The organism is Mycobacterium sp. (assembly GCF_008709575.1).
Lineage (GTDB): Bacteria > Actinomycetota > Actinomycetes > Mycobacteriales > Mycobacteriaceae > Mycobacterium.
The window spans coordinates 1-16,591 of record NZ_VYIK01000037.1; the positions used below are offsets into that span (position 1 = coordinate 1).

A 16,591-nucleotide genomic window follows, 5' to 3' on the forward strand; every position below is an offset into this window, starting at 1 on the left:
CCGCCGATGCTCATTCGTTACAATTATGTAACGAATTAATGGCGCGGCACACTAGTTGAACTTTAAGGTGTGGACGCCGATCAGCGGATAGAGCCCCTCGGGGGTAAACAGGCCGTTGCCGTAAGGGTTGTCCGGCGTGGCCTGGTAGAACTCGGTGATCTGGTTCGGGTAGACCTTGCTGAGATATAGGTCGTCGGCGGCTTCCACGTGAGCGGGACCGGGGATCGGGGTGCCGCTGCCGCCGATCACCAATCCGATGTCTTCCCCGCTGCCGTAGGCCAACGCCGAATTCATCATTGCGGTCAGCGTCAGCAGTCCGGCGCTGGAGCTGGCCACTATCCCGAGTCCGAACAAACGATGCTTGCGGCTTGACATCGATGACCTCCTAACCTGGGCATGGCTCTTTGCGAGTGCGAACCGTTGGAGCACAACGGTGTTGACACAACCCCGCCCTTCAGGGATGACAAAGTGCTCTCCATATCAAGAGTTCGCTGGAGGCAAAGACTCGCGCTCGCCTGGTTTATGGGGCCAGGCCCGCCAGCGTCTCCAGGACGGTGAAGCCCAAGAAACCCGCTGCCACCGTGGTCAACCCGATGTCGGCCGCCACCGGCAAACCGACGGCGTCGAGCGGATTGGTGAAGATGTTGTCCGCGAACACGCTGAGGTCGTAGGCCGGAAGCGAGAAGAGCAGGGCGGTGGCGATGTCCGCCGTCGGCAATAGCAGCGCGTAGACCGACGAAAAATCGCTGGCGAGCGTTTCGATGGCGTTGGCGAGGTCGGTGAAGATGTCGACGGGCGACAACGCGGAAAGCAGCTCCGTCGGTGATGCGGCACTCGACAACACGGCCAACGGGTTCGCCATGAACGCTGCCATTTCGGTGTGGACGTCGCTCATGGCAGCGGTCACGCCTTCCTCGGTGCCCGGCACCAGGTTCTCCAGGGCCGTGACGATCTGGTCGAAGGGCGGCAACAACCCGAACTGGGTGGGCACGTTGGCCGGCCCGGCATCCCAGCCGTAGTTGGCCGGATTGTCGTAGCCGAGGTTGACCAGCTGGGTCAGGTCCGGATTGAGCAGGGCAACCAGCGGCTGGCCGATGAGCGGGAGTGATTCGAACGGCCGCAGCAGCGGCAGCGGGTCGTCGAGGGACGGTATATTACTCGGGAGTCCCTCTTGGGTGGGAATCAGGTAATAACTGGTGTCGCCGGTGTAATCCGCGCTCAGGGTGTACAACGGGTTATCCGGCGCCGCCTTGATCGCGTCTGCGACCGCGCTGGGGTCGGTGGAGATCACCTCCCGGTAGGTGGGGTGCACGTAGAGGATGCCCAACACGGCGTTGAGGTCGGACAGGAAATTAATCGGGTAGCGCGGGAAGTCGGCGAAGCCGTCGTATTCCTGGGTGTAGATCGTGGTGTCGTAGATGGTGTTCGGCGGGGTCGCGCCGGAAAACGTGATCCCCAGACTCGGCAAGATCAACCCGTCGAAGCGTTCCAGCATCCCGCCGTCGGGCAGGCTGGGGTCGGCGACCAGTACGAACTTCACGTCGTCGGCCGGCACGTCGTCGGCTTGCAGATTGCTCATCACGAAACCGGCGATCGTGGAGCTTTGCGACTCGCCGTAGAGGGTGACGGTGTTTCCGGCGGCGATTTCGTCTTTGATGTCGGAAACTAACACGGTGGTGCCCTCCGCCACCGAGACATTGAACGGCAAGCTCTTGACCCCGCTGTAGAGCGGGGACAGCCCCTCCGGTGTGAACACGCCGTGGATATCTGTCGCCTCGGGCGACACATTGTCAAGCTCGATGAATTTGCCGGCGTCACCTACGTAGTCGTTGACGAGCTGGGGTATCGGAATGCCGCTGCCGCCGACCACCAGACCCACGTCGTCACCGGAGGTCAGCCGCACGTCGCGCACCGCGACAGGGGGTGCCGGCGGTGCCACCGGGATCGCAACGATGACGCCGGCGCCAACCAGGGCGATACCTGCGGTGACGCTGAGGCGAAAAGCCGATGCCATGATCCGACCCCCACAGTCATACTGAAAAGTTGCCTGAATATATCTGAGTTTGTGCTGAGAAAGCAAGAAGCGGCCGAGCCGTCGCGTACTCGGTGTTGCACTTTCAGCGGCGGCGCCGGATCGGTCGAGATCGGGCGATTTTCTCGCTGCAACCAGGCTCGCGACGGTGGGGAACTCAGCGTGGCACCGACGAGCCGGGCGACCGATCGGCGACGTCGCACAGTGATTTTCTGAGACGCTGCTGTGCAAGCGATGAGGGGTCGTCGGCCTTGCGGGCGTCGCGCGCCGGCGGTTCAAAACGGTTCAAAGACCGCGCCCGGCGCCCGGCGGGCCGGCGAAGGCCTGCGCGATGTGCAGCCAGCGCTGCGCGTCGGCGCCGTGGGCGGTGATGTCGAGAGCGCTCAGTGCCCGCCGCTGGGTGACCAGGGCGCAGAAGTCCTCGGCCGATCCGGTGACGCGTTGCGCCGCAGTCGGGTCGCCCCACGACCAGGTGCCGCCGTCGGGGGCGCGGAGCTGGACGAAAAACGGTTCGGTGGGCGGGGTCAGCCCGTTGACGGTGAACGCGTAGTCGCGGGTGCGGACCCCGAGGTGCGCGACCGATCGCAGCCGCGCGGTCGCGCGGCGCCGGATGCCCAGCGCGTCAGCGACGTCGAGCCCGTGCGCCCAGGTCTCCATCAGCCGTGCGGTGGCCATCGACGTGACGCTCATTGGCGGACCGAACCACGGCAGTTTGCGGCCGTCGGGAACCGCCCGGAGCGCCTCGTGCAGCCGCAGGCGGGTCGACCGCCACTCGGCGAGTAGTTCGGTCGGCGGCGCGGCTGCGGCGCGGTCGGCGCCGCTGTCGACGAAACCGGTGGGGTCGGCGGACGCCTGCTCGAGCAGCTCGGCGAAACCGGCCGCGTCGGTGACGGCGGTCAACGCGACGCGGTCGGTCCATAACAGGTGCCCGATCTGGTGGGCGATGGTCCAGCCCGCGGCCGGCGTGGGGGTGGCCCAGCGCTGGGCGGGCAGCGGCGCCACCAGCGCGTCGAGCTCGTCGGTTTCGGCCCGCAGATCGGCGATGACCGCCTCGAGACCGGACATGGGCATAGCTTAGTGACCGCTGGACGCTGTTTGCCGGCCGAGGACGGCGTGGGCGGCCAGGCCGCACAGGTAGAGCATCACCCCGCCCAGCGCCAACAGCGGGGCCTGCCCGTTGACCGGAACGATCATCGCCGCGGCGGTGACCGCACCGATGAACGCCACCCAGAACAGCGCGTCCTGCACGGCAAACACGTGGCCGCGCAGCGCGTCGTCGACGTCGACCTGCATCGCGGTGTCGGCGCAGAGCTTGACTGCTTGTCCGGCTGTGCCGAGGAGGAAGCCGCAGCCGATCATCACCGGCACGTGCAGCCCGGCTCCGAGCAGTTGGACGGCTGCCGCGGTCCCCAGTGCGGTGTTGGCCGTGGCGTAGCGACCGAGGTGGCGCACGGCCGGCGGGGTCACCGCAGTGGCCAGAAACGACCCGGTACCGGTCGCGGCGAGGAACAGTACCGCGGTGCTCAGGTCGCCGGCCGTGGCGCCATCGGTGTTGCGCACCAACAACAGCACCAGCAGCGTGTTGATCCCGAACACCATTCGGTGCGCGGCCAGCCCGGCCAGCGTAGCGGCCACCGTCGGACTGCGCGCCACCGTGCGCACGCCGTGCAGCCAACCCGTGGTCACCAGATAGGCCACCGATCCCGGTACTGCGCCGCCGGTGTCGTCGGGGCCCAGTGCGTGCGGGACGAATCGCCGCGCGAGCAGCAACGCGATCGACAGCGGGATCGTGACCAGGAAGATGATCCAGGCAGCCCCGGTGTCGCCGGTCCCGAAAAGCCAGCGGGGCACCAGCATGAAGTTCGCACCGGCGAACGCGGCTATCGCACCGGCCGCGGTGGCCAGCGAGTTCATCGTGACCACCTGGTCGCGCGGAACCACGTGCGGCAGCGCCGCCGAGAGCCCCGACGACACAAAGCGGCCGAACCCGTTGACGATCAGCGCACCGCACAGCACCACGGGGTCGGCCGCCCCGGCGACGAACAAGGTACCCACCGCGGCCACCGACACCAGCCGGCCCGCGTTGGCCCAGATCAGCACCAGCCGGCGATCCCAGCGGTCCAGCAGCGCTCCGGCGCACGGACCCAGCAGCGAGTAGGGCAAAAACAGCACGGCGAACGCGCCGGCGATCGCCAACGGGCTGGTGGCCCGCTCCGGGTTGAACAGCAACGCGCCGGCCAGTCCGGCCTGGAAAAGCCCGTCGCCGAATTGGCTGACCACCCGCAGCTCCACCAGTCTGCGGAAGTCGAGCAGGGTGCGCGCCGAGCGCCAGGCTGCGACCGGTGCGCGGGTGTCAATCACAGAACCTACTTCCACGGTGCGCCAACGGCAAAGCGGCGGCTGAGATCGGCTCAGACCACAGTACAAATATCGGACAGCCTCCGGTTTGTTCACTACGGCGAGCCACGGGGGTGCCATGATGGTGAGGTGGCGCCGGAAGATCCCGAGGACCATGTTGCGCCGCCCGCGCAGCGGGTGCGGGCAGGCACGTTGCTGCTCGCCAACACCGACCTGCTTGAGCCGACGTTCCGGCGCAGTGTGATCTACATCATCGAGCACAACGACGGCGGCACCCTGGGTGTCGTGCTGAACCGGCCCAGCGACACCGCTGTTTACAACGTGTTGCCGCAGTGGGCCAAGCTGGCGGCCAAACCCAAGACCATGTTCATCGGCGGCCCGGTCAAACGCGACGCGGCGTTGTGTCTATCGGTGCTGCGGGTCGGCGCGGATCCAGCAGGTGTGCCCGGTCTACGGCACATCGCCGGCCGCCTGGCGATGGTCGACCTCGACGCCGACCCGGCGACGATCGCGCCGCTGGTCGAGGGTGTTCGGATCTTTGCCGGATACTCCGGCTGGACGATCGGCCAGCTCGAAGGCGAGATCGAGCGCGACGATTGGATTGTGTTGTCGGCGTTACCCTCCGACGTCCTGGTCGAACCGCGAGTGGATCTGTGGGGCAGAGCGCTGCGCCGCCAGCCGCTACCGCTGTCGCTGTTGGCGACCCATCCGGTCGACGTCGCCCGCAACTAACTTTCAAACCGGCTAGCGCTGGCGTGCGGCCGCTGACGCCAGGCCCGGCGGCGCGGTCGGCGACGGGCCGGGCGCCGCAGCGGCGACGGGTGGGGTGGTTCCGGGGGCGCTGACCCGGAAACCGTTGACGATCGCGTCGGTGGCGGGGGCATCGGCAACGGCCTGGCTGACCGCGGTGGTCACCGCCAGCGACACCAGGTAATGCTCGGGTCCGGCGGTGGTGATCACGTGGCGGCGCGAGGTGTTGAGGGTCATGTCGTTCTCGCGGTAGGTGCCCTCGATGATCGATGACGGGAAGCCGTCGAAGTCGGCCAGCGAGGCGTTGGTCGTCCGCCAGGCCGGCAACTGCTGGCTGTCGAGGTAGCCGTGGGTAATCGCCTCCCTGGGATCGAAGTCGCCGATCAGCTTGTAGACCACCACCTGGGCGTTGGAGGTGTAGAGGCTGGCGTTGCCGGTGCGGTCGGCGATCACCACGAACGCGTCGGGCACGTTGGGGTCGGGTACCTGCGTCCAGCGCGGCGGCATCGGGAGGGTGATGTCGAGCGCTTTGAAGTTCTGGGGTTGCTGCGGCACCAGTGTGACGTTTTTGGCCTGGAAGTAATCACGAAGTGTGCCGGAGCTGGCCGGCAGCAGCGTCGGCGCCCCCGGCGGGGCGACCGCCGTCGGCTGACCCGCCGCGGCCGGGTTTGTTTGGGGCGCCGGGGGCGCTGCGGTGGCCGGCACTGGGACGGGTCGCGGCGGAAGCACCGGTTCCGCCGACGCGGTCGCGCCGGCCAGCGCGATCACGGCCCCGACGCCCACACCCGCACCTGCCAGCGCCACCCGCCGGGCAATCCGCATCATCAGACTCGGTCCTTCCGCAGGGACGAAACCTGGTGAGGCCGACTGTAACCAGGCATAACCGCTGACTACCAGACCTGGAATAGAGCTGGAACCGACCTGGAATGAACCACTGACCGGTCCGCAATCGAACCGAGACCCGCTGACGGCGGGCGGGGCGGGCCATCGGTGCCCTTATACCCTGGTGCCGTGGCCGAATCCCCCAACGCTGCGAGCCCGGGCGCCGCCGACGCGGACGCCGAGGCGCCGCCGTATCGTTACACGGCGGAGCTGGCGAATCGGATCGAGCGTACCTGGCAGGATAATTGGGCGCGGTGGGGGACGTTCAACGTCGCCAACCCGGTCGGGTCGCTGGCGCCGGCAGACGGCTCGTCGGTACCCGAGGACAAGATATTCGTCCAGGACATGTTCCCCTATCCGTCCGGGGAGGGTTTGCACGTCGGACACCCGCTCGGCTACATCGCGACCGACGTCTACGCCCGCTACTTCCGGATGACCGGTCATAATGTTTTGCACGCGTTGGGGTTTGATGCTTTTGGGTTGCCCGCAGAGCAATACGCGGCACAAACCGGCACCCACCCGCGGATCCGGACCGAGGCCAACATCGTCAATTTCCGGCGTCAACTGGGCCGCCTCGGCTTCGGCCACGACACCCGGCGGAGTTTTTCCACCACCGACGTCGACTTCTACAAGTGGACGCAGTGGATCTTTCTGCAGATCTACAACGCCTGGTTCGATCCCGCCGCCAACAAAGCTCGGCCGATCTCCGAATTGATAGCCGAATTCGATTCCGGCGCGCGTACTTTGAACGATGGCAAAGACTGGTCGATGTTGTCGCCCGGTGAACGGGCCGACGTGATCGACGCGCACCGTTTGGTCTACAAGTCGGATTCGTTGGTGAACTGGTGCCCGGGCCTGGGTACCGTCCTGGCCAACGAAGAAGTCACCGCCGACGGTCGCAGTGAGCGCGGAAACTTTCCGGTCTTTCGCAAACGGTTGCCGCAGTGGATGATGCGGATCACCGCCTACGCCGACCGGCTGCTCGACGACCTGGACGTGCTGGAGTGGCCGGAGAAAGTCAAGACGATGCAGCGCAACTGGATCGGCCGCTCCAGCGGCGCCGCTGTGCTGTTTTCGGCACGCACCGCTGATGCCGGCGAGGCCGTCGACATCGAGGTGTTCACCACCCGGCCGGACACCCTTTTCGGGGCCACCTATCTGGTTCTGGCGCCCGAGCACGACCTGGTCGACCGCCTGGTGACCGCCGACTGGCCGGACGAGGTGGACCCGCGCTGGACGTTCGGTGGTAAAACGCCGGCGGCGGCCGTCGCCGCCTACCGGCAGTCCATCGCCGCGAAGTCCGATCTGGAGCGTCAGGAACACAAGGCGAAGACCGGGGTCTTTTTGGGCAGTTACGCGACGAATCCGGCCAATGGCGCGCAGATGCCGATCTTCATCGCCGACTACGTTTTAGTCAGTTACGGCACCGGGGCGATTATGGCGGTCCCGGGTCACGACCAGCGCGACTGGGAATTCGCCCGCGAGTTCGGCCTGCCGGTCGTCGAAGTCATCGCCGGCGGCGACATTTCACAAGCGGCCTACACCGGAGACGGCGTGCTGGTGAATTCGGGCTACCTCGACGGCATGGACGTGGCGTCGGCCAAGGACGCCATCACTGCTCGCTTGGAATCCGACGGCCGCGGCCGGGCTCGCGTCGAATACAAGTTGCGGGACTGGCTGTTCGCCCGGCAGCGGTACTGGGGGGAGCCGTTCCCGATCGTCTACGACGGCGAAGGTCGCCCACACGCGCTGGACGAGGCCGCGTTGCCCATCGAATTGCCCGATATTCCGGATTATTCACCGGTGCTGTTCGATCCGGACGACGCCGAAAGCGTTCCAGAGCCGCCGCTGGCCAAGGCAACCGACTGGGTCCACGTCGAACTGGACCTGGGCGACGGGCTCAAGCCCTACACCCGCGACACCAACGTGATGCCGCAGTGGGCGGGCAGTTCCTGGTATGAGCTGCGCTACACCGACCCGCACAACGCGGAGCGTTTCTGCGCCCCAGAGAACGAGGCCTACTGGATGGGTCCGCGGCCGGCCGAGCATGGTCCCGACGACCCGGGTGGCGTCGACCTGTACGTCGGCGGTGTCGAACACGCGGTGCTGCACCTGCTGTATGCGCGATTCTGGCACAAGGTGCTCTACGACCTGGGCTGGGTCAGCTCCCGCGAGCCCTACCGGCGGTTGGTCAACCAGGGCTACATCCAGGCATTCGCCTACACCGATGCGCGCGGCGCCTACGTTCCGGCGGCGGACGTGATCGAACGCGACGGCAAGTTCTTCTATCCGGGGCCGGACGGGGAAATCGAGGTGTTCCAGGAATTCGGCAAGATCGGCAAGAGCCTGAAGAATTCGGTGTCCCCCGACGAGATCTGCGACACCTACGGCGCCGACACGCTGCGCGTGTACGAGATGTCCATGGGCCCGCTGGAGGCGTCGCGTCCATGGGCCACCAAGGACGTTGTCGGCGCATACCGATTCCTGCAGCGGGTGTGGCGGCTGGTGGTCGACGAGCAGACCGGCACGACGCAGGTGGACAACGACACGGCGGTGGACGTGGAGACGCTGCGGGTGCTGCACCGCACCATTGCCGGCGTCTCGGAGGATTTCGCCTCGCTCCGTAACAACACCGCGGTGGCCAAGCTGATCGAGTACACCAACCACCTCACCAAACGGCATCGTGCGGGGGTGCCGCGGGCAGCCGTCGAGCCGCTGGTGTTGATGCTGGCCCCGCTGGCCCCGCACCTGGCCGAGGAGTTGTGGCAGCGGCTGGGCCATGCCATGTCGCTGGCGCACGGCCCGTTCCCGGTGGCCGATCCGGCCTACCTGGTCTCCGAGGCCGTCGAATACCCGGTGCAGGTCAACGGCAAGGTGCGGGGCAAGGTCGTGGTGGCGGCCGATGCCGACGCCGATACCGTGACGGCGGCCGCGCTGGCCGACGAGAAGGTGCAGGCGTTTTTGGACGGTACGGAGCCCAAGAAGGTCATCGTGGTGGCCGGTCGGCTGGTCAACCTGGTCGTCTGACGACCAGCGGTCACCGCGAGCAGCACTTGGAGTCCGGCGACGTCAGCCCGGCGTGGGCCCGGGCTCGGCGTCGGGGGAGCCGGCCGGCTCGCTGGAGGCCAAGCGTTCCAGCGGCGCGAGCGCCTTGGTCAGAGTGTCAAGATCAGCCTCGCTGAGTCGGCTGAGCATCGCGGCCAGCGCGGAGATCCGATTGGCCAGCGACTCACGGTGCACCGCGAGTCCACGCGGGGTGATGTCGACCAGCACCGCGCGCAGGTCAGACGGGTCACGCGACCGCTTGACCAGGCCGATTTTTTCCAGCCGCCGAATCGCCACGGTGGTGGTGGGAGTGCGGACACGTTCCCGGGCGGCAAGATCGGTCATCCGGATCGGGCCCTGGTCGAGCAGCGTGACCAGGATCGACAACTGCGCCAGCGTCAATTCGCCCGCTGTTGCGGCGCCGGGGCTGTGGTCACCGCGGCGCAGGATGGCGAACAGCTTGGAGAGCGTGCGGTGAAGCCCTTCAGCCAACTGCGTCACTTCCGGCACGGTGGCTTCACGTTCCGCCATAATTCGCTAGTCTAACCTGTTAGGCGCGCATCGGCCCGGTAAATGGGGAGCGCTGTCACAGCACCTGAGACAAAAACCGCTGCAGCCGCTCGGTTTCAGCCGCCTCGAATATCTGCTCGGGCGGGCCGCTCTCCACCACCGCTCCGTGGTCCATGAAGACCACAGTTTCGGCGGCTGACCTGGCAAAACCCATTTCATGGGTAACCACGATCATCGTCATGCCGTCGGCGCCGAGTTCGGCGATCAGCGCCAGGATGCCCTTCACCAGTTCCGGATCCAACGCCGAGGTGGCTTCGTCGAACAGCATCACCTGCGGTGCCATCGCCAGTGCCCGCGCGATCGCCACCCGTTGCTGCTGCCCGCCCGACAGCGAGCCGGGACGACTGTCGGCTTTGTGCCGCATGCCGACCCGATCCAGGTGCGACAGCGCCAACTCGCGGGCCGACTCGACCGAGAGGCCTTTGAGCTTGCGCGGCGCCAGCATGACGTTGTCCAGCACGCTGCGGTGCGGAAAGAGGTTGAAATGCTGGAACACCATTCCGATGCGCTGGCGCAACAGGTTGGGATCGTCGTGCAACACCGACCGCCCGTCGAGCAGGACGTCGCCGCGATCGGGCTCGTGCAACCGGTTCAGCGTGCGCAGCAACGTCGACTTACCCGAACCCGACGGGCCGATCACCGCTACCGTGCTACCGGCCGGCACGCCGATATCGACGCCGCGGAGCACCGCAGTGCGCCCGAATGTCAGGTGGATATCCTTGCCGACCAACGACACCGACCGGGCGTTCACGTCATCTCCCCGCCCGATACCGTAGCGACCGGATCGAGATGGTCCTGCTGCTCGGGCGCGGACCGCCCGTGCCGCAACCGATGGTCGACGTAATTCACCAGATGGGTCAGCGGAACGGTCAGCATCAAGTAGAACAAGCCGGCCGCCACCAACGGCGACAGGCTGCCGGTTTGCGCGTTGATGTCGCGGCCGACCTGGAACAACTCGCGCTGACCGGCGACCAGACCCAGGAAGTACACCAGCGTGGACCCCTTCAGCAGCGCGATGAACTGGTTGACCAGCGCCGGCAGCACGCGCCGGATCGCCTGGGGCATCACCACCAGCCGCATCGCGGTCGGGTAGCTGAGGCCCAGTGCGCGGGCGGCCTCCAGCTGGCCCGGCTCCACGCTGTGGATACCGGAGCGCAGAATCTCGCCGACGTAGGCCGCGGCGGTCAGCCCCAGTGCGGCGATGCCGAGCGGATAAGGATTGTTGTTGGTCAGTCCGCCCACGATCGGCCCGACGCCGAGCCCGATGAGCAAGATGATCACGACTTCGGGCAGGCCGCGAAAGATGTCGGTGTACACCCGGGCCGGCCAGCGCAGCCATCGGGCGCGCGAGATGCCCGCGACGGCCAGCACGATGCCGACCGCCAGCCCGACGACGCCGGCGCTGACGGTCAGGATCAGCGTATTGGGCAGCCCCGTCATCAGCAGCACCGGCAGGCTCTGCTTGTACAGGTCCCAGTCGAAGAACGATTCCCGGAGCTGGGCGAGCGTCGACCGGGGCGGGGGCGGCTCGTCGACCACCCGGTGATTGTGCTCGGCGATGGCGGCGAAGTCGGGCAGATGGGGAGTCAGCGCCGCCGTGGAGCCGGGCTTCCACCCCGGCGGCAGCGGACGCGGAACCCAATCGGTGTACAGCTGCGACCAGGTGCCGTCGTCGATCACCGCGTCCAGCCCGGAGTTCAGCGCCGCGATCAGCGCCTGGTTTTCCTTGGCGACTGCATAGGCGACGTAGTTGCCGAGGCTGAACGTGTGCCCGACGATGGCGGTGGGATCACCCGGACGCACTGCGTTGAGCGCCTCGAGCGCGGGCGCCACCCAGGCGTCGACCTGCCGCGATTTCAGGCTGGCGTAGACGGTGCTGAAATCCGGGAACTTGACCGGCTGCAGGTGCAGGTTGTCGACGACGTAAGCGTCCTCCACGGTGCCCTGGACGACGCCGATGCGTTGTCCGGCATGCAGATCGTCGAAGCCCGTGATGGGTGAGCCGGACGGCACCACCAGCGAGAAGTAACCGAAGTCATACCCGTTGGTGAAGCCGACCGTACGGCGGCGCGCATCGGTCGCGGTGATCGAGGCCGAGCCGACGTCGAAACGCCGCGCGGCCACCTGGGCGAGCAGCCCGGAGAAATCGGTGCCGATGAACACGACCCGCAGGCCCAGCTTCCGTGCGATCGCGCGCAGCAGGTCGTTGTCGAATCCGGTGTAGCGTCCGCGCGGGCTGATGCAGGTGGTCGGAGGGGCTTGGGACAGCGTACCGACGGTCAGGGTGCCGGGCGTGCGCAGTCCCAGCGCGTCGATATTGACCGAGCGGAGCGGTTCGACGTCGGCGGTCGTGTACTTGTCCTCGTGCGGGCGTTTGGCGGTGGCCAGCTTGCGCGGCAGCGCGATCGCACCCTCTTTACCGGAGGGGGCGCACTGATTGGCGTCGGCAGCCACGGGCGCGGCCCAGCCGAGGCTGTAGACCAGCAGCGTCGCAGCGATCACCGCGAACACCTTTGCGGCCACGCTGCGGCCCGCCGTGGAACCCATAACCGCAAGGTAGCGGGTGTCGGGCGGTTCGGCCACGACGACCGGCCAGTGTCACATCCCCGAAATTAACGGCGATCACGCCAGCGGCACAACGCTTCGGCGCCGCCCAGGTCGTAGTCCGGGCCGGAGGTGCCGATCGTCAGCAGCGTCACGCCGAGGTCGACCAGCGACTGGGCCTGGGCGATCAGCTGATCGGTACTGGCTTCGGCGCCGGTTTCGCCGCCGACCGCCGCGCTGCGCTCGATGTGGGCCGGGTCGCGTCCGACGGCGGCGCAGTGCTTGGCCAGCACCGCCGACTTGCCGGGGTAGGTCTCGGCGGTGGCGAAGCTGTGCCAGAGGTCGGCGTGCTCGGCGACCAGGCGCAGGGTCTTGCGTTCGCCTTCGCCGCCGATCAACAACGGAATCGCGCGGGTGGGTGCCGGATTGAGCTTGGCCAGCCGGGACTTGATGCGGGGCAGCGCGGCCGCCAGGTCGTCGAGGCGGCTGCCGGCAGTGCCGAACGGATAGCCGTACTCGCGGTAGTCCTTGCGGTTCCAGCCGGCGCCGATGCCCAGGACGAGCCGGCCGCCGGAGATGTGGTCGACGGTGCGCGCCATGTCGGCCAGCAGTTCGGGGTTGCGGTAGGAGTTGCAGGTGACCAGCGCGCCGAATTCGATGCGTGACGTCTGCTCGGCCCAAGCGGCCAGCATCGTCCAGCATTCGAAGTGGGCACCGTCGGGGTCGCCGTACAGCGGGAAGAAGTGGTCCCAGTTGAACACCACGTCGACCCCGATGTCCTCGCAGCGGCGGACCGCGTCACGGATGATCGGGTAACGCGGCGCGTGCTGGGGCTGCAGCTGCACGGCGATGCGGACGGAGCGGGCGGGTGCGGTGTCGGAAGTCATACCACCACGGTAGGCGGGTGGCCCGATGCTCACCGGGCCAGGATGGCCCGCACGATGTCGATCAACGCGCGGGGCTGGTCGCTTTGCACCGAGTGCCCGGAGTTCTCCACGACGTGCACGCCGCGGAAATGGGTTGCGCGCCGGGCGAGTTCGTCGACGTCCTCGTCGGTGACAAAGCCCGAGGCGCCGCCGCGGACCAGGGTGACCGGCGCGGGCATCGCATCGACCGCGTCCCAGAGGCCGGCGAAGTCGGGCACGGCGCGTATCGTGTCGTAGCGCCACGTCCAGCGACCGTTGTCGAGTCGACGGGAGTTATGAAAAACACCGCGCCGCAACGATTTCGGATCCCGATGCGGCGCTGCGGCGGTGGTTGACTCCAGCATCGCGGCAAAGCTGGGAAATTCCCGCTCGCCGTGCATCAGCGCCACCGTGCCGCGCTGGTCGGCGGTCAGTTCGGCATGTCGCGTCAGCGCCGACGGTGTGACGTCGACGAGCACCAACTCCGGCACCAGCTCGGGTGCGACCGCGGCCAGCCCGATCGCGGTCAGCCCGCCCAGCGACATGCCGACGACGAGGTCGGCATCGGGGGCGAGCTGTGCCAGGACCGGGACCAGGGCTTCGGCGTTGCGCTGGGGCGAGTAGTCCCCGTCGTCGCGCCAGGCGGAGTGGCCGTGCCCGGGCAGGTCCACCGCCAACGCCGGCTCGCCTACGCCGATGATCACGGTGTCCCAGGTGTGCGCGTTTTGCCCGCCGCCGTGCAGGAATACCACGCGTGGGCTGCGCTGACCCCAGCGCAGCACGCTGACCGGGCCCAACTGCAGTCGTTGCACCACCGGCAGCGGGCCGGCGACACCAGCCTGCTCGGCGTTCTCGCTCAGCAGCGCGAACTCGGTGAGTCCGGCGAGGTCCGCTTCGGAGATGTCGGTCATACCCTGTCACATTACGACTTTGCCGCGGCGCGTCGTCGGTGAGTCTGCGCGGGCCGAGCACCGGCGGGTGAGCGCGAGGTATCGCAAGTCGGGCCGTTGGGCCCTTCACCGCGGCTGTGCGGGCTGCCAGCGTGGTAAGGACAAGCGACGATGCGGTGGGTGAACGCCGCATGGGGAAATTCGCTGAGTGGAAACCTGATTCGAGGGAGTACGAATGTCTGTAGCCACCGCGCTGGAACCCGGCGAACTGCAGCGGATGGACGCCTATTGGCGGGCGGCGAACTACCTGTCCGTCGGGCAGATCTACCTGCTGGACAACCCGATGCTGCGTGAGCCGCTGCGGCCCGAGCACATCAAACCGCGGTTGCTCGGGCACTGGGGCACCACGCCGGGCCTGAACTTCATCTACACCCACCTCAACCGGTTGATCCGCCACCACGACCTGGACGTGATGTATGTGATCGGCCCCGGCCACGGCGGACCCGGCCTGCTGGCCAACACCTGGCTGGAAGGCAGCTACTCCGAGTGCTACCCGGAGGTGCCCCGCGACGAACGCGGTATGGCGACGCTGTTTCGCCAATTCTCGTTCCCGGGCGGTGTGCCGAGCCATGTCGCCCCCGAGGTGCCCGGCTCGATCCACGAAGGCGGAGAGCTGGGGTACTCACTGGCCCACGCCTACGGTGCGGCCTTCGACAACCCCGACCTCGTGGTGGCCTGCGTCGTCGGCGACGGGGAGGCCGAAACCGGCCCGTTGGCCACGAGCTGGCACGCCAACAAGTTCCTCAACCCGGTCCACGACGGCGCGGTGCTGCCGATCCTGCACCTCAACGGGTACAAGATCGCGAACCCGACGGTGCTGGCCCGCATCCCCGACGAGGAACTGGACTGGCTGCTGCGCGGATACGGATACGCGCCGCGCTATGTCGCGGGGTCCCAGCCGCACCGCATGCACCAGGACATGGCCGCCGCCCTCGACGACGTGCTGGCCGAGATCGCGCAGATACAGCGCCGTGCCCGCACCGACGGCGACCGGACCCGGCCGAGATGGCCGATGATCGTCTTGCGCTCCCCGAAGGGCTGGACCGGCCCGGCCGAGGTCGACGGCCAGCCGGTCGAAGGCACCTGGCGAGCCCATCAGGTGCCGTTGCCGGCGGTGCGGGAAAACCCTGCGCATCTGGCGATGCTGGAGACGTGGATGCGCTCGTACCGGCCGCACGAGTTGTTCGACGACGCCGGACGTCCATTGCCGGATCTGCTGGCTACCACACCGCGCGGCACCCGCAGGATGGGCGCCAACCCGCATGCGAACGGCGGTGTGTTGTTGCAACCGCTGCGCCTTCCCGGCTTCAGCGATTTCGCGGTAGAAGTAGCCGAGCACGGCGCAACCCTGTCCGAGCCGACCAGAACACTGGGCCGATTCCTGCGCGAGGTGGTGCGCGCCAATGCCGCGACCCGCAACTTCCGCCTGTTCGGACCTGATGAGACCGCATCCAACCGGCTCGAAGCCGTCTATGAAGTCACCGACAAGCAATGGGAGGCAATGACTCTGCCCGTCGACGAACACCTCGCCACCGACGGGCGAGTGGCCGAAATGTTGTCCGAGCACATGTGTCAGGGCTGGCTGGAAGGATATCTGCTCACCGGCCGGCACGGCCTGTTCTCCTGTTACGAAGCCTTCGTCCACATCGTCGACTCGATGTTCAACCAGCACGCCAAATGGCTCAAGGTCAGCAAACAGCTCGACTGGCGCCGTCCGGTCGCTTCGCTGAACTATCTGTTGACTTCGCATGTGTGGCGCCAGGACCACAACGGTTTTTCCCACCAGGATCCCGGTTTCATCGACCATGTCGTGAACAAGAAAGCCGAGATCACCCGGGTCTATCTGCCGCCGGACACCAACACGCTGCTGTCGGTCGCCGACCATTGCCTGCGCAGCCGCGACTACGTCAACGTCATCGTCGCCGGGAAGCAGCCCACCTGCGACTGGCTGAGTATGGACGAAGCCGTGCTGCACTGCACCCGCGGCGCCGGGATCTGGGAGTGGGCGGGGACCGAGGACGACAGCGAACCCGACGTCGTGCTCGGATGTGCCGGCGATGTTCCCACGCTGGAGGTCTTGGCGGCCACGTCGATCCTCCGGGAAAACCTGCCCGCGCTGCGGATCCGGGTGGTCAACGTGGTCGACCTGATGCGACTGCAGCCCGAGACCGAGCATCCGCACGGTATGAGCGATCGGGAGTTCGACGCCCTGTTCACCACCGACCGGCCGGTGATCTTCGCCTACCACGGCTACCCCTGGCTGATCCACCGGCTGACGTACCGGCGCACCAACCATCCCAACATCCACGTGCGCGGCTACAAGGAAGAGGGCACCACGACAACGCCTTTCGACATGCTGGTGCTCAACGACATGGACCGTTTCCAGCTCGTCATCGACACCCTCGACCGGGTGCCCGGTCTGGGGCCGGCCACCGCGCAGCTGCGTCAGCGCATGCAGGACTTTCGCACCCGCCACCGGCTCTGGATTCGGCGCCACGGCGAGGACCTGCCCGAAGTCCGTGACTGGGTCTGGCCCTTCTGACGCAGGTCGCCGA

Annotated in this window: 13 protein-coding genes; 3 read left to right on the forward strand and 10 right to left on the reverse strand. The window is 67.2% G+C overall.

The window, feature by feature from the left end; translation table 11 throughout:
* Nucleotides 1–51: 51 nt before the first annotated feature.
* The 4 genes from F6Q13_RS10065 to F6Q13_RS10080 form a co-directional block, all read right to left on the reverse strand.
* Entirely contained in the window at nucleotides 52–375 is a 324-nt protein-coding gene (locus F6Q13_RS10065) for a hypothetical protein (protein ID WP_293055748.1), read from the reverse strand.
* Between the two features lie 145 nt (nucleotides 376–520).
* Nucleotides 521–2,014, reverse strand: coding sequence for a PE-PPE domain-containing protein (locus F6Q13_RS10070; RefSeq protein WP_293055751.1), 1,494 nt, complete (start codon nucleotides 2,012–2,014; stop codon nucleotides 521–523).
* A gap of 303 nt (nucleotides 2,015–2,317) precedes the next feature.
* Nucleotides 2,318–3,097 (reverse strand): TIGR03084 family metal-binding protein, encoded by a 780-nt coding sequence (locus F6Q13_RS10075; RefSeq protein WP_293055754.1) that lies wholly within the window; start codon nucleotides 3,095–3,097, stop codon nucleotides 2,318–2,320.
* 9 nt (nucleotides 3,098–3,106) lie between these two features.
* Complete coding sequence (locus F6Q13_RS10080) at nucleotides 3,107–4,390, reverse strand: MFS transporter (RefSeq protein WP_293055832.1); 1,284 nt, start codon at nucleotides 4,388–4,390, stop codon at nucleotides 3,107–3,109.
* A 129-nt stretch (nucleotides 4,391–4,519) separates the two neighbouring features.
* Here F6Q13_RS10080 and F6Q13_RS10085 point away from each other — a divergent pair, with 129 nt between their 5' ends.
* Complete coding sequence (locus F6Q13_RS10085; protein WP_293055757.1) at nucleotides 4,520–5,122, forward strand: YqgE/AlgH family protein; 603 nt, start codon at nucleotides 4,520–4,522, stop codon at nucleotides 5,120–5,122.
* Nucleotides 5,123–5,134: 12 nt separating this feature from the next.
* On the opposite strand, the gene F6Q13_RS10090 is transcribed toward F6Q13_RS10085, so the two are convergent.
* A complete protein-coding gene (locus F6Q13_RS10090; protein ID WP_293055760.1) occupies nucleotides 5,135–5,965 on the reverse strand; it encodes an LpqN/LpqT family lipoprotein in 831 nt (276 codons plus the stop codon).
* Nucleotides 5,966–6,151: 186 nt separating this feature from the next.
* On the opposite strand from F6Q13_RS10090, the gene leuS reads away from it, so the two are divergent.
* Nucleotides 6,152–9,049, forward strand: coding sequence for a leucine--tRNA ligase (gene leuS, locus F6Q13_RS10095; RefSeq protein WP_293055763.1), 2,898 nt, complete (start codon nucleotides 6,152–6,154; stop codon nucleotides 9,047–9,049).
* A gap of 42 nt (nucleotides 9,050–9,091) precedes the next feature.
* On the opposite strand, the gene F6Q13_RS10100 is transcribed toward leuS, so the two are convergent.
* The 5 genes from F6Q13_RS10100 to F6Q13_RS10120 all read right to left on the reverse strand — a co-directional run bounded on the left by F6Q13_RS10100 (nucleotide 9,092) and on the right by F6Q13_RS10120 (nucleotide 13,997).
* Complete coding sequence (locus F6Q13_RS10100) at nucleotides 9,092–9,598, reverse strand: MarR family winged helix-turn-helix transcriptional regulator (RefSeq protein WP_293055766.1); 507 nt, start codon at nucleotides 9,596–9,598, stop codon at nucleotides 9,092–9,094.
* A 55-nt stretch (nucleotides 9,599–9,653) separates the two neighbouring features.
* Nucleotides 9,654–10,388, reverse strand: coding sequence for an amino acid ABC transporter ATP-binding protein (locus F6Q13_RS10105; protein ID WP_293055769.1), 735 nt, complete (start codon nucleotides 10,386–10,388; stop codon nucleotides 9,654–9,656).
* Nucleotides 10,385–12,184, reverse strand: a complete 1,800-nt coding sequence (locus F6Q13_RS10110) for an ABC transporter substrate-binding protein/permease (protein WP_293055771.1) — start codon at nucleotides 12,182–12,184, stop codon at nucleotides 10,385–10,387. The genes F6Q13_RS10105 and F6Q13_RS10110 overlap by 4 nt, the downstream gene beginning before the upstream one ends.
* Before the next feature lie 65 nt (nucleotides 12,185–12,249).
* The gene (locus F6Q13_RS10115) at nucleotides 12,250–13,068 is read right to left on the reverse strand and encodes an LLM class F420-dependent oxidoreductase (protein WP_293055773.1); all 819 of its coding nucleotides are present in this window, start codon (nucleotides 13,066–13,068) and stop codon (nucleotides 12,250–12,252) included.
* A gap of 29 nt (nucleotides 13,069–13,097) precedes the next feature.
* Nucleotides 13,098–13,997, reverse strand: a complete 900-nt coding sequence (locus tag F6Q13_RS10120) for an alpha/beta hydrolase (protein WP_293055775.1) — start codon at nucleotides 13,995–13,997, stop codon at nucleotides 13,098–13,100.
* Nucleotides 13,998–14,211: 214 nt separating this feature from the next.
* Between F6Q13_RS10120 and F6Q13_RS10125 the strand changes: the two genes are divergently transcribed.
* Complete coding sequence (locus tag F6Q13_RS10125) at nucleotides 14,212–16,578, forward strand: phosphoketolase (protein WP_293055777.1); 2,367 nt, start codon at nucleotides 14,212–14,214, stop codon at nucleotides 16,576–16,578.
* Nucleotides 16,579–16,591 lie beyond the last annotated feature (13 nt).

What these genes read in the sequence shown, in the direction of transcription:
- F6Q13_RS10090 (WP_293055760.1), bottom strand. Translation starts at nt 5,965, where the DNA reads ATGATGCGGATTGCCCGGCGGGTGGCGCTGGCAGGTGCGGGTGTGGGC.
- F6Q13_RS10075 (WP_293055754.1), bottom strand. Translation starts at nt 3,097, where the DNA reads ATGTCCGGTCTCGAGGCGGTCATCGCCGATCTGCGGGCCGAAACCGAC.
- F6Q13_RS10100 (WP_293055766.1), bottom strand. Translation starts at nt 9,598, where the DNA reads ATGGCGGAACGTGAAGCCACCGTGCCGGAAGTGACGCAGTTGGCTGAA.
- F6Q13_RS10125 (WP_293055777.1), top strand. Translation starts at nt 14,212, where the DNA reads ATGTCTGTAGCCACCGCGCTGGAACCCGGCGAACTGCAGCGGATGGAC.
- F6Q13_RS10120 (WP_293055775.1), bottom strand. Translation starts at nt 13,997, where the DNA reads ATGACCGACATCTCCGAAGCGGACCTCGCCGGACTCACCGAGTTCGCG.
- F6Q13_RS10110 (WP_293055771.1), bottom strand. Translation starts at nt 12,184, where the DNA reads ATGGGTTCCACGGCGGGCCGCAGCGTGGCCGCAAAGGTGTTCGCGGTG.
- F6Q13_RS10065 (WP_293055748.1), bottom strand. Translation starts at nt 375, where the DNA reads ATGTCAAGCCGCAAGCATCGTTTGTTCGGACTCGGGATAGTGGCCAGC.
- F6Q13_RS10070 (WP_293055751.1), bottom strand. Translation starts at nt 2,014, where the DNA reads ATGGCATCGGCTTTTCGCCTCAGCGTCACCGCAGGTATCGCCCTGGTT.
- F6Q13_RS10115 (WP_293055773.1), bottom strand. Translation starts at nt 13,068, where the DNA reads ATGACTTCCGACACCGCACCCGCCCGCTCCGTCCGCATCGCCGTGCAG.